Annotated in this window: 9 protein-coding genes, 1 tRNA gene, 2 rRNA genes and 1 pseudogene (1 of these 13 cut by a window edge); 8 read left to right on the top strand and 5 right to left on the bottom strand. The window is 59.1% G+C overall.

Annotated features, from left to right (window positions below; all coding sequences use genetic code 11):
* The 3 genes from ACMDCR_RS24705 to ACMDCR_RS24695 form a co-directional block, all read left to right on the top strand.
* Positions 1 to 1,307 (top strand): 23S ribosomal RNA (locus ACMDCR_RS24705); it begins 1,508 nt to the left of the window's first position.
* A gap of 216 nt (positions 1,308 to 1,523) precedes the next feature.
* Positions 1,524 to 1,638: ribosomal RNA gene (gene rrf, locus ACMDCR_RS24700) — 5S ribosomal RNA — on the top strand.
* Between the two features lie 189 nt (positions 1,639 to 1,827).
* Positions 1,828 to 1,904, top strand: a tRNA-Met gene (locus ACMDCR_RS24695).
* 466 nt (positions 1,905 to 2,370) lie between these two features.
* On the opposite strand, the gene ACMDCR_RS24690 is transcribed toward ACMDCR_RS24695, so the two are convergent.
* Both ACMDCR_RS24690 and ACMDCR_RS24685 read right to left on the bottom strand, forming a co-directional pair.
* A complete protein-coding gene (locus ACMDCR_RS24690; protein WP_413989162.1) occupies positions 2,371 to 3,288 on the bottom strand; it encodes an NADP-dependent oxidoreductase in 918 nt (305 codons plus the stop codon).
* A gap of 233 nt (positions 3,289 to 3,521) precedes the next feature.
* Positions 3,522 to 3,908 (bottom strand): hypothetical protein, encoded by a 387-nt coding sequence (locus ACMDCR_RS24685; protein ID WP_413989161.1) that lies wholly within the window; start codon positions 3,906 to 3,908, stop codon positions 3,522 to 3,524.
* 97 nt (positions 3,909 to 4,005) lie between these two features.
* Between ACMDCR_RS24685 and ACMDCR_RS24680 the strand changes: the two genes are divergently transcribed.
* Positions 4,006 to 4,827, top strand: a complete 822-nt coding sequence (locus tag ACMDCR_RS24680; RefSeq protein WP_413989160.1) for an AraC family transcriptional regulator — start codon at positions 4,006 to 4,008, stop codon at positions 4,825 to 4,827.
* A gap of 186 nt (positions 4,828 to 5,013) precedes the next feature.
* On the opposite strand, the pseudogene ACMDCR_RS24675 reads toward ACMDCR_RS24680, so the two are convergent.
* Positions 5,014 to 5,294, bottom strand: a pseudogene (locus ACMDCR_RS24675) (DUF2950 family protein).
* A 235-nt stretch (positions 5,295 to 5,529) separates the two neighbouring features.
* Between ACMDCR_RS24675 and ACMDCR_RS24670 the strand changes: the two are divergent.
* The 4 genes from ACMDCR_RS24670 (at position 5,530) to ACMDCR_RS24655 (ending at position 10,670) form a co-directional block, all read left to right on the top strand.
* A complete protein-coding gene (locus tag ACMDCR_RS24670; protein ID WP_413989159.1) occupies positions 5,530 to 6,384 on the top strand; it encodes a helix-turn-helix domain-containing protein in 855 nt (284 codons plus the stop codon).
* Between the two features lie 141 nt (positions 6,385 to 6,525).
* A complete protein-coding gene (locus tag ACMDCR_RS24665) occupies positions 6,526 to 7,506 on the top strand; it encodes a helix-turn-helix domain-containing protein (RefSeq protein ID WP_413989158.1) in 981 nt (326 codons plus the stop codon).
* A gap of 93 nt (positions 7,507 to 7,599) precedes the next feature.
* On the top strand, positions 7,600 to 9,084 hold the full coding sequence (locus tag ACMDCR_RS24660) for a DUF1254 domain-containing protein (protein WP_413989157.1): 1,485 nt from the start codon (positions 7,600 to 7,602) through the stop codon (positions 9,082 to 9,084).
* 77 nt (positions 9,085 to 9,161) lie between these two features.
* A complete protein-coding gene (locus ACMDCR_RS24655; protein ID WP_413989156.1) occupies positions 9,162 to 10,670 on the top strand; it encodes a DUF1254 domain-containing protein in 1,509 nt (502 codons plus the stop codon).
* Between the two features lie 93 nt (positions 10,671 to 10,763).
* On the opposite strand, the gene ACMDCR_RS24650 is transcribed toward ACMDCR_RS24655, so the two are convergent.
* Both ACMDCR_RS24650 and ACMDCR_RS24645 read right to left on the bottom strand, forming a co-directional pair.
* Positions 10,764 to 11,396: a tyrosine-type recombinase/integrase gene (locus tag ACMDCR_RS24650; protein WP_413989155.1), complete on the bottom strand. Its 633-nt coding sequence runs from the start codon at positions 11,394 to 11,396 to the stop codon at positions 10,764 to 10,766.
* Positions 11,397 to 11,645: 249 nt separating this feature from the next.
* Complete coding sequence (locus tag ACMDCR_RS24645) at positions 11,646 to 12,320, bottom strand: flavin reductase family protein (RefSeq protein ID WP_413989154.1); 675 nt, start codon at positions 12,318 to 12,320, stop codon at positions 11,646 to 11,648.
* Position 12,321 lies beyond the last annotated feature (1 nt).

Below are 12,321 nucleotides of genomic sequence, written 5' to 3'. Positions count from 1 at the left end.
GACCGTGCCATCACGAGGTTCCAGGAAATAGCTCCCACATCAGACCGTACCCGAAACCGACACAGGTGGACTGGTAGAGTATACCAAGGCGCTTGAGAGAACTATGCTGAAGGAACTCGGCAATTTGCCTCCGTAACTTCGGGATAAGGAGGCCTCCTTTGTGGGCAACCATGGGGGAGGGGCACAAACTAGGGGGTGGCGACTGTTTAACAAAAACACAGGGCTCTGCAAAGCCGCAAGGCGACGTATAGGGTCTGACGCCTGCCCGGTGCCGGAAGGTTAAGAGGAGAGGTGCAAGCTTTGAATCGAAGCCCCGGTAAACGGCGGCCGTAACTATAACGGTCCTAAGGTAGCGAAATTCCTTGTCGGGTAAGTTCCGACCTGCACGAATGGCGTAACGATCTCCCCGCTGTCTCCAGCATAGACTCAGTGAAATTGAATTCCCCGTGAAGATGCGGGGTACCTGCGCTTAGACGGAAAGACCCCGTGCACCTTTACTATAACTTTACACTGGCATTCGTGCTTGCATGTGTAGGATAGGTGGTAGGCTATGAAGCGAGGGCGCCAGCCCGCGTGGAGCCACCCTTGAAATACCACCCTTACGATCATGGATGTCTAACCGCGACCCGTCATCCGGGCCCGGGACAGTGTATGGTGGGTAGTTTGACTGGGGCGGTCGCCTCCCAAAGAGTAACGGAGGCGTGCGACGGTGGGCTCAGAGCGGTCGGAAATCGCTCGTCGAGTGCAATGGCATAAGCCCGCCTGACTGCGAGACTGACAAGTCGAGCAGAGACGAAAGTCGGCCATAGTGATCCGGTGGTCCGTTGTGGAACGGCCATCGCTCAACGAATAAAAGGTACGCCGGGGATAACAGGCTGATGATTCCCAAGAGTCCATATCGACGGAATCGTTTGGCACCTCGATGTCGACTCATCACATCCTGGGGCTGGAGAAGGTCCCAAGGGTTCGGCTGTTCGCCGATTAAAGTGGTACGTGAGTTGGGTTCAAAACGTCGTGAGACAGTTTGGTCCCTATCTGGCGTGGGCGTAGGAGAATTGAGAGGATCTGTCCTTAGTACGAGAGGACCGGGATGGACGTACCTCTGGTGGACCTGTTGTGGCGCCAGCCGCAGTGCAGGGTAGCTATGTACGGTCGGGATAACCGCTGAAGGCATCTAAGCGGGAAACCCACCTCAAGATAAGTTCTCCCTCGAAAGCCGTGGTAGACCACCACGTTGATAGGCCGGGTGTGGAAGCGGAGCGATCCGTGCAGCTTACCGGTACTAATAGCTTGATCGGCTTGATCGCTCTCATTTATCGATGCTCACAATGCGTGAGACAGATCGAATGGGTGACCTGATCGCGACATGAAAGCATGTCGCCGCGGTCACTCCTTACAATCTCTGCGAGATTGAAAGGACCATCTTGTATGCTTCCCGCGACAAACCCTTCGGGCTTGTCGCTGCGCATATTCGCGACGATTTGCCTGAGCAGATCGCGCGGGCTTCACTTGTCTTTCGCCGGCCTGGTGGCACTAGCGAGGAGCCTGAACCCGATCCCATCCCGAACTCGGCCGTTAAACTCCTCAGCGCCGATGGTACTATGTCTCAAGACCTGGGAGAGTAGGTCGTTGCCAGGCCTGCCAAAGACAAGCTCAACCCCATGCAACCCAACACCCATACCAATCCGGACCCACACAGCGGTCCAACACGTTGCGCAAAACTCGATGACGCCGAAACGCTGCCAATACGCGTTTTGACAACCAAACGTCCAAGGCGTCTTGCGATCCCCGGCCACATCGCCACATCGCAAAACACCAAACACCTCCCGCGGGGTGGAGCAGCCCGGTAGCTCGTCAGGCTCATAACCTGAAGGCCGCAGGTTCAAATCCTGCCCCCGCAACCACTTCTGTCATAACTCGATAACCGTCCAGGTCTGAACACCTGGACGGTTTTTGCGTTCTGGGGTGCACAGCAGCGAAACATCCAGTCAGTACACCAGTGGCCGCTATGGACGCCTTTTTGCGCGGCGCCTTCGAGCCTGGCAAGAAAGTTGGCATTGAGCCCAGGACCGGTTCTGGCCCTCCACAGACGTTGGGAACGTCCTCTTCACGGGAAGCCCGGCTATTGTCCTAAGAGGTGCGGGAAGCGACCGCTCCGGGGCCGTTACCGGACCGTCCGGCTTGGATCCAAAGGAGCGGCAAGCTGCCGTTCGGCCGTGACCCGCAATGCGCCCGGTGTTCTTGTGGTCTAGCCGTAGCCGATCTTCGAAGGGCTGGTCGTAAGCGCGTCGTCATATCGCTCAGCGCGTGGCCGGCGAGACGCGTAGGCGATAATCGAGGAGAGAGGAACCGCCTTCTCTCCCCAAGTTCTCACGGACGAACCCGGATGACCGTCTTCCCCGTGTGTCGCTCGCTGGCAATGAAGGTCGCAACTGCCTCGTCGAGGGCCGAAACTTTGCCGATGTTCGTCCGCAGTCGCCCGTCCCGCACCCGCTGGACGATCTCACTCAGTTGGGCGCGATCGGACTCGACAACGAAGTCAACCGCCAGGCCGCCTGCAGGCCGCGCCTCGGCCGGGCCGACGACGGTCACCAGCGTTCCTCCGGCCCGGATCAAAGCTGCGGACCGCTTCTGGATGTCCCCGCCGATGACATCGAACACCAGATCGATGCTGCCGATGTCTGCCAGTGCGTCGTTCTCGAGATCGACGAATTCATTTGCGCCGAAGTCGAGTGCCTTCTGTCGGTCGGCGGTCCGTCCGGTGCCGATGACATAGGCACCGGCCTCACGTGCGAGTTGCGTCACCATCGAACCGACCGCGCCGGCTGCGCCATGTGCAAGGACGCTCTGCCCCGCCTGAAGACGACCGTGCTGGAACAGTCCCTGCCACGCGGTCAGACCCGAGATTGGCAGGCTCGCGCCTACTGTGAAATCGACGTCGCCTGGCAGCGGCGCGAGGTTGCGTGCTTCCATGGCAATATACTCCGCCAGTGTGCCGTCGCGATACCAGTCCGCGAGACCGAACACCCGCTGTCCCACTGAAAGACCCGTGGTGCCGTACCCCAGGGCAATGACTACTCCGGCCAGTTCGTGTCCAGGGATCGATGGCGTACGCGCCTGGTCGCGGCGGTCGGTCCAGGTCGACGGCCATTCCAACTCGGTAGGGACAAAGCCCGACGCATGAACCTGAACGACGACGTCGTTTATCGCTGCCTGTGGCTTGGGCCCCTCCACCAGTGTCATGCCGGCCGTTCCCGCAGACTGGTTCGTCACAATGATCGCTTTCATGGGTGTCGTCTCCTCAGACATTTGTTGGTTCAGGGTAAATTGCAGACGCGGAAGGGTCTTTTCGATCTCACGCAACCGGTTATCGACTCGACACTTTCCGCGACGACCTTGATGTCAATTTGCTCGTGTGCCGCAGCGAACCGGATCGCCATTGGCAAGCGAACTTGGGGTCCAAGCACCGGCAGCGGCTGAGGGTTAACTCGGCCGCTGCAGCATGATGTTAGCAAAGGCTCTTAGGGGCGCGCCGTCCTCAGCGCGGGCTCCCCGCTTTCGGGCGCGTTGAGCACGAAGGTGACGAGGAGAACCGCAGCCCCGTTCGCCCAGTAGTACCAGGCGTCCAGTCCCTGCAGGCCGAGCACGAAGGGCACGGCGACGAAAATAATGCCGACGAGGCGGTCAACCGCGACATGCAGCCCAAATGGCAACACCCGGACTACACCGGTCTTGTGATTGGTGAACAGGGTGAGAATGAGGGCGGCCACGCCGGTTGCGACCGACACCCAAAGCGCCAGCGAATTGGTATGGCCGAGTCCGAGCAGGAACGGCGTTGCCATCAGGCTCAGCGCGACGGGATAGTCGAGGGAGGCGTGAACGGTCTTTGTGACGAAGCGAATATTCATGAGACTCTCCGGTTGATCAAGGACTGGGGACTTGCACACCGCTCATATGGAGGACTATGGGTGACGCTTGGTGCCAATAATTTTGCTGATCGTCCCAATGGACCCCTTCGCTGCCCTGTTTGCCCACGTAACGCCGACGGCCCAGACGTTCTTCACCGGGAACCTGTGCCAGAAGTTGCAGTTCACTGGTGTGGGCCATTTGCACCTGTTCAAGGCAGGCTCGCTCACGGTGACCCAGGACGGACAAGCCGACCTCGAACTCGTTGAGCCGACCCTGCTGTTTTTGCCGCGCGGGCGGACCCACAGTTTCGCAGTTGATCCCGAGCGCGGAGCCGACCTCGTATGCGCGACCGTCGAACTCGGGGGTGCGGAGGGCAACCCGATTGGCCAGGGCCTGCCTGAATGTGTGGTCCTGCCGCTCGCTGCTCATCCGGCGCTGGGTCCGGTTTGTGATCTGCTGGTCGGCGAAGCCTTCTCTGAAGCTGGTGGCCGCCAGGCGGCGCTCGACCGGCTGTTTGACTATCTCCTGATCCTAATCGTACGCCACGTCGTCGAGAGCGGCGCCATTTCGACCGGAGTGCTCGCCGGGCTCGCCGACCCGCGCCTGGCCAAGGCGCTGACCGCGATGCACGAGGCACCGAAGAAACCTTGGAAGCTTGAGGATCTGGCTGGCGTTGCGGGCATGTCACGCACGCGGTTCGCCGATCATTTTCGAACGCTGGTCGGCCTGACGCCCATTGAGTACCTGACGGTCTGGCGCATGACGATCGCGCGCCAGCTTCTCGGCAAGGGCAAACCGGTCAAGAGTGTCGCGGGGCAGGTCGGCTACGACAGCGCAGCCGCCTTCTCGCGCGTGTTCAGTCGGGTGACCGGGCAGCCCCCGCGCGAGTTCGACGCGCTCCGGGATGGATCTCGCTAATCGATGAACTCGGCACAAAGCTTCCGTACAATCAACGGCATGCTTATGGGAGCTTCGCGGACGAGAATTGAAATTGTTCCGCGCCGCGGATGTCCGGTCGGGGGCCGGGAACGGACAGGCAACTTCCGGTGCCAGCAGGGCCACCAGCTGACGTTCAATCCGACGGAGGGAGGTCTTAAGATGACCCTACTCCTTCACCGGCTTCCAGCCTTTACCTGGATCGATAGCGTTCATCGCCCGAGCTTGTTTTGAGGTCGTTGGGTCCAAGTCACCCTCGTAAACTTGCCTGGCTGGTGGCAGAGAAATATCATCATGCCCGTCCTGGTCCATTTTTCGGGATAGGCAATGAACGCGGAGTCCGGGAGAAGGCGACCTCTAATGAGATAACCATAGGCCGCTCCCGGGGCCGCTGGCCTCGCGACCAGGAAGGCCGAAATGAGCGGGGGGAGTCTGTTGCTGCCGCCCAAGTGCCTAGCAGGGTTTACTCCGTCGTTACAGTAACAAGCTCGCGCCGCCGCACTCGAACCATCTATTCTAACGATATTTGATCATTCAGTTTCTGGGCGGCAACTCGAGCCGCAGGCAACCGAGGCCCGAAGAATGGGATCGTTTAGGCCACCTGAATCGTGGACGAATGTTCCGATATCGCGGATCGAGGATCTGCGCGACGCTGTTCATGGTGCGGGGCTTGAGGCCACGCAAATGTCCATCGCGTCACTGTCTGGAAACCTTGCCTTCGCTCGCCGCAACGGCATCCTTTATAGCAGCGGGGTGATCAACGGGCGCGTGGCGCTGTTCGGGCCGCTGTCCAGCGATCAGCTCACCGTTGGCGTCGGCCTGAGAATGGGCGCAGGAACGCGCCATTGGCTCCAGGAAACTGCCTCGGGCGCTGTTGGCGTATTCCACGGAGGCGACGAGCACGACGCTTTCTACACGCCCGGTTCGCTTTACGCGACAGCGACCCTCTCCCTTGACCGGCTTGAGGAACTGGCTGCCGGCGAGGACCTCGTCCTCGACCGGCCCGTGCTGGGTGGCACGGGGCTTCATGCGCGCCCTATGGTGCGCCGAGTGCTTACGCGCCTGCGCCGGTCCTTCGAGCTCATCCACAACGGCAATGGCGATGCGATGCAAGAGACTCGCATTGGCGAGGAATTGCTGCGAGCGCTGATCGCCCATATCGCTCGACCGCCCAGGGCCCTGAACTCCCGGGGTCGCCTCGATGCGCATGCCATGATCGTCAAGCGGGCGAGAGCTTATATTCTGGAGCATTTGACCGAGCCGATCTGTCCCGACGAATTGGCCAAGGCCTCCTTCACATCACGGCGCACGCTGTTTCGTGCCTTTGCAGAAATCCTGGACGAGGCACCACAAACCTATGTGCGGCGGCTGCGCCTGCATCGCATACGGCATGACCTTGCCAGCGAGGAGGAACGCGCCTGCACTATTGCGCTGGTAGCCAATCAGTGGGGGATCAGCGAACTTGGCCGAATGTCGGGCTGGTATCGTGAACTTTTTGGGGAGAGGCCAAGTGAAACGCTGGCCCACGCTCACCGCTAGCCAGGAAGTCTATACCGGGTAAGGAAGCAGTTTGGCACGCTCTGCATAGTCCAAAGGCCCATATGCTCCGTATACCTAATGCGAGGGACGGAAGGTCCTTGCGGCCTACCGCTTGGTTATCGCGGCGCAGGGAGCTGAGCGTTGTCGGAGACGATCAAAGCGGCCCCTTTCTGGCAACGGTTTGACGTCCTCCGCATTGAGGACCTTGACAATCTCGTCCTCGGCAGTGGCGTGGAAGCAATCCAGATGCAGCGCTCGCCAGTACGCGGAAGTCTGGCGTTTGGGGCAAGAGATGGCATCATCTTCAGTTCGGCTCTCATCAACAGCCGTGTGGTGATCCGCGGAACACTCTCTCGGGATGGCATTTCGCTGGTGATGGGTCTGAGATTCGGCCCTGGGTCGCGTCTCTGGCTGAATGAAGTCGAGCAAGGTGTCGTCGGTGCGGTCCAGGCGGGACATGCCTTCGACGCACTATTCACCGGCCCGACTCTCCTACTTGCGGCGACACTATCAGCAGATCGACTGCAGGAAGAGGCGTCAAGGCTCGGCATTTCCTTCGATCACCACATAGTCCAGGCAACCGGCTTCCATCGTTTGCCACTGTCGGCCGAGCCACTTCAGTCACTACGCTCGAGCGCCGATGCCCTCCATCGCGATGACCCCGGCGCCACTCATGGAAGTGATTTAGGCTGCGTAATGCTACGGGCCCTGCTTGAGCATTATTGTTTCAATCCGACGATCGGATACAGCGGGATCTCCTCGAGGGATCGCGGGGAAATCTTTGGTCGAGCGCTGGCGTTCATCCTTCGCAACCTCTCAGCCGCGATCACGCTCGATGGTATCGCGCAGGCAGCCGAAACCTCGCCCGAAATCCTCCTGAGCGTCTTTCGCGAATTCATCGACGAGACCCCGGATCATCATATTCGACGCTGCCGCCTGCACCGAATTCGGCGAGATCTCTGCCGCCCGGAAGCCCATAGTGACTCGATCGCCGCGATCGCGGACCGATGGGGTATCCACGACGAGCATCGCATGGCCGCTTGGTATCAGCATCTGTTCAGAGAGACGCCAAAGGTAACGAGATTAGCATTGATGCAGCGCCGCCAGGATGAGTGGATGTAATTGGCACGCATCGCATAGACGCAGTGGCCGGACCGCCTATCTTTCCAGAAAACTTGAGAGCCTGCGGGTTCTGGCTCGGCATGGAGGAAAGAGATGGCAATCCAATTTCCCACTCGGACTGCGGCAGCCGCCTTGCTGGTTGCTCTTTCGATACCGATGGCTGGGGCTCAGGAATCGCCGGCCCCGCCACTTGTGAAGCAACTCAACAACGGCCAGTGGCTTTCCCAGAGCGAGGCTGAGTCCCTGCGTGACGAGCTGTACTATCAGCGCGCGATCCAGGTCTACTTCGACATGTTGCCGGCCCTGAATGTCATCGGCATGCGGGATGGCTCCGAGGAAGCTTTCGGCAAAGGCTACAATGTCCTGCCGATCTGGAAGGATCGAATGGATAGCCGTACCTGGGTGCCGACGCCGAACGCCGATGTCATCTATTCCATGAACTATCTCGACCTGAAGGAGACCGGACCTCTCGTCGTCGCCGCACCACCCAATGTCATCGGCATGTTCACTGACTTTTTCCAGCGCACGATTACGGATGTCGGTGCAGTCGGTCCGGATCGCGCACGTGGAGGGCTCTATCTCCTCCTTCCACCTGGCTATGACGGCGAGGTACCCAAGGGCTACTACGTCTTCAAGTCGCCGACCTACAACGTCTTCCTGTTCTTCCGCACGATCATGGGGAAGGGCGAGAACGGTCCCGACCCCGCACCAGCCGTCGCCCTGGCCGAGCAAACGCGCATTTATCCGCTCTGGGCAATGGAGAAAGACGTCAAGCCGATGGAGTTTCCAAACGGCAGCGGCAGGCGCATCAACATGATGTATCCGATCGACAATACGTTCTGGACAAAGCTGAAGACCTTCGTCGACTACGAACCGATCTCGGCCATCGATCCTGAAGTGCGCGGAATCCTCTCCTCGATTGGCATCATCAAGGGGCAAGCCTTCGAGCCAAGCGCGAAACAGCAGGAACTCTTGAAAAAAGCCGTCGAGACAGCCCCTCGAATGATCATGGCGACCCGCCAGCTCCAACGGCCTGACGGGCGCACCCGCTACTACAAGGATAGACAGTACGAAAACGTATGGGGCGGTGCGACGGCTGAATGGCTGCAGGACAGCTATCTGGATGTGAACCAGCGGGCGACCTACTTCCAGGTCGCCTATTCGACGGCTCCAGCCATGGTGATGCGTACGATCGATGCCGGCTCGAAATATCCCACCACCGTTCGGGATGCCGATGGCGACTTCCTCGATGGTTCCAAGGCATACAAGCTGCATTTGCCACCGAACCCGCCGGCCAAGCTTTTCTGGGCCGTCACGGCCTACGACATCACCGATGGAACGATGCCGGAGACGCCGCAGCTTTTGCCGTCGATCAATGGCTTCAACAAGGTCGCCAAGAACGAGGATGGCTCAATCGACCTATGGTTCGGCGCAATCAAGCCGGCCGATGCACCGCAATCGAACTTTATCCAGACGGTCCCCGGTCGCAATTTCTTGGCGACGGTACGCCTCTATGGAACGGGAACGGAATTCTACGACCAGACCTGGAAACCCGACGACCTCGTCAAAGTGAAATGATCGATCGAACGGGTGCATCGTAGGCTCGCTCCTGCGTTCGGCCAAACAACACAACATTACCAATGGGAGTTTTCGCCATGTCAGGACAGGTCTCTCAGTTCACGCGCCGCGATGCCATGAGAGGAGGTTTCGGCGCCGTCTCTCTCGCCGCGATTGGCGGCATGGCCGCGCCAGCGGCGACGCTGGTTGGATCCAGTTTGCTTTCGACATCGATGGCATCCGCTCAGGAGCTGGCGTTGCCGACGCCCGGCGTGATCATGCATCCGGACTATGCCCGCACGATCGCTCAGATGGCCTATATCTGGGGCTGGCCCATCATCAACATGATCAACCGCAGGACGGCCATCACCCAGGCACCTCATCCAGGTCATCTCAATGGCGTCTTGCCGGCGGCTCCGCGTGGACAGATAGCCATGCTGGATGACTATATCGAGCCGTCGGAGACCTTCGTCACTTGTCCAAATCAAGATGTCGTCTATGGCCTCGGCTTCTTCTCGCTCGATGAGGAGCCGGTGGTCATTCAAGTTCCCGATTTCGGCGACCGATTCTGGGTGTACGCACTGTATGATGCGCGCACGGACCAATTCGGCCATCTTGGAAAGCCGTACGGCTCCCAACAGGGCTTCTACCTTCTCGCCGGCCCAAGGTGGCAGGGCCTAAAGCCCTTTGGCATTACCGAGGTCATCCGCGCCTCCACCTCGCTTGCCAACGCAATTCCGCGCGTTTTTCAGGATGACACGCCGGAAGACAGGCGGGCGATCCAATCGATCATCAACCAGATTGTCGCCTATCCTCTGACGGAATTCACTGGGGAGATGAAGACGATCGAATGGAAGAAAGTCCCCGATATCCAAGGGCCGGCGTCGAGCGGCGAAGAGACGAAATGGGTGGTCCCAGAGAAATTCTTCGATCAGCTTCCGCAAGCGATCGAAATCGTCGATCCCCTCCCAGGCGAAGAAGCTATGTATGCACAGTTTAGGCTTCTGCTCGACTCGGCCGCCGGAGATCCGGACCTGAAGAAGGTGCTGCTCGATGCCGCGATCGAGACGGAAGCCAAAGTCATCAAACCCTTCTTCGAATGGAAGCACAACGGGCGCCCAGCCGGCAATGGTTGGAACCGTTCGACGAACAATGCCCAGTTCGGGCTTGACTACTTCAACAGGACTGGCACGTCGAAATCGAACATGTTCGATAACCGGCCCAATGAAACTCAGTATTTCTACACGGACTACGATGCGTCGGGTCAACAGCTCACCGGCAGCCAGAGCTACGCCGTGACTTTCTCTGCTGGGCAAGAACCTCCCGTCGACGGGTTTTGGTCACTAACCCTCTACAATGACAAGCACTTGTTCCACGCAAATGATCTTAAGCGGTATTCGCTCGGCACCAAGAACAAGACGCTCAACCGCCATTCCGATGGCTCGCTAACACTTTACATTGCCGCAAAGTCACCCGGTGCCGACAAGGAGGCCAATTGGATTCCCGCACCGGATGGGACCTTCTCGCTTTATATCCGCGCCTATTGGGGTAAGGCGCCAATCACGGACGGCTCATGGCAGCCGCCAAAGATCGAGCGTGTCTCGTGATTGTGAGTGTATGAGTCCGAACGCTCGTCATTCAATGGCCGATGTGGCGCATTGCAACCTGCGACCTCGCCGGTTTGGTGAGGCCGTTGGTATTCAAATTTCAGTTGCCTCGGCCAGCTCCAGTGCGTCTTCGACGTCGACACCAAGATACCGAACCGTGTTCTCGATCTTGGTATGACCAAGCAGGATTTGCACCGCTCGGAGATTGCCTGTCGCCTTATAGATCATCGACGCCTTCGTCCGGCGCAGTGAATGTGTGCCATACTCCTCTTTACGCAAGCCGATTGCGGACACCCATTCATCGACCAGCCGGGCGTACTGTCGGGTGCTCAAATGCCCGTTTGACTCGACGCGACTAGGAAAAGCGAAGTCGTCCACCGTACCTCCTCGCCTCTCGAGCCAAGCCAGCAAACTTGCCCTTGCATCCGTAGTGATCTCGAATTGCACCGGTCGTCCAGTTTTCTGCTGGATCACCATCGACCTGGCGCGAACCTGCGATCCGGCAACAAGTGTGCCAATTTTGATCTTGACCAGGTCGCAGCCTCGCAGCTTGCTGTCGATCGCGAGATCGAAGAGCGCTCGATCCCGCATACGACCTTCGCGATCCAGGAAGAAGCGGATCGCCCAAATCTGTCGCACCTTCAGTGCTCTCTTGGCTCCAACCTGCTGGCCCGCATTCCAAGCCGGCCTTCCTTTGGCGCCGGGGTCATACTGTGAAATGCCCATTTTCGTTCTCCTTTGGCCTGAGTGGCCAATGAAGAGAACTATTGCAGTGAGAAATTCAGCGTCGGGGCCGGTAGCTGACTGACGGCTTCTGCTGTTCGAGGGGCCGAAAGGGGACGTTTGCTTCGCCTGGGCGAAAGGTCGAGATTGACTCTTGGCGGGCAGCCTCAATACCCGCTTTGGAGCGTCAAAGTAGGCCGGCCGTCATAGCAACATGCCTGGTCCGATACCCGGTTCCTAACCAAGGCTAGTTTACCCCTCCAAGACGACTTCGATCGCCGCCTTGCGCGCGCGCCACTCCTCCTCGGTCAACGTTTTGATCTCGAACTGGTCGCGGGTCCGGGCGTAGCTATACCCTCCCATCCGCCCGACCGCGTCCATCAGCTCCTGGTCGACATGCAGATTGGTTGGATTGACCACCTCGCTTCGAATGTGGATCCCGAGAACTTCGCCCAGAATGATCTCGCGCGCGGGTCCCACCTGCAACGTCGTGTGTCGACGGCATTCGAGTGCGGCTGGCGCCGCCAGAATTCGTGGGCTTCGCACCATCTGACCTGCCGCGGTCGCGAGCCCGGCTTCTACGAGTTCGTTTACATCTGGTCCGAATTTTATCGCGCACACTTCCATGTGTTCAACCAAAGCGTGGTCGACGATATGGACGGTGAACTCGCCCGTCTCCCGGATATTGCGGGCCGTATCCTTGAAGCTCATGTCGGAATAGTTCTCGACGCCAATCGCGACAATGGCCGGGTCGTGTGTGAGGACATTGAAAAAGCTAAACGGACCGGCATTGGCCCGTCCGGCCTTGCTCATTGTGGTGACCAGCGCAATTGGGCGCGGGATCACTGTGCCAATCAGCAACTTGTATCTTTCACGCGCAGACAGCTTGGCGAAATCGAAGTGGATATGTGCGGCAGCGTCGTTCACA

Source organism: Labrys okinawensis, assembly GCF_047345005.1.
Lineage (GTDB): Bacteria > Pseudomonadota > Alphaproteobacteria > Rhizobiales > Labraceae > Labrys > Labrys okinawensis.
The sequence above is the reverse complement of the archived record's forward strand: the minus strand, read 5'-3'. Positions and strand labels throughout refer to the sequence as shown.

Coding starts and splice junctions, on each gene's coding strand:
- ACMDCR_RS24690 (WP_413989162.1), bottom strand. CDS start 3,288: ATGAAAGCGATCATTGTGACGAACCAGTCTGCGGGAACGGCCGGCATG.
- ACMDCR_RS24685 (WP_413989161.1), bottom strand. CDS start 3,908: ATGAATATTCGCTTCGTCACAAAGACCGTTCACGCCTCCCTCGACTAT.
- ACMDCR_RS24680 (WP_413989160.1), top strand. CDS start 4,006: ATGGACCCCTTCGCTGCCCTGTTTGCCCACGTAACGCCGACGGCCCAG.
- ACMDCR_RS24670 (WP_413989159.1), top strand. CDS start 5,530: ATGTCCATCGCGTCACTGTCTGGAAACCTTGCCTTCGCTCGCCGCAAC.
- ACMDCR_RS24660 (WP_413989157.1), top strand. CDS start 7,600: ATGGCAATCCAATTTCCCACTCGGACTGCGGCAGCCGCCTTGCTGGTT.
- ACMDCR_RS24655 (WP_413989156.1), top strand. CDS start 9,162: ATGTCAGGACAGGTCTCTCAGTTCACGCGCCGCGATGCCATGAGAGGA.
- ACMDCR_RS24650 (WP_413989155.1), bottom strand. CDS start 11,396: ATGGGCATTTCACAGTATGACCCCGGCGCCAAAGGAAGGCCGGCTTGG.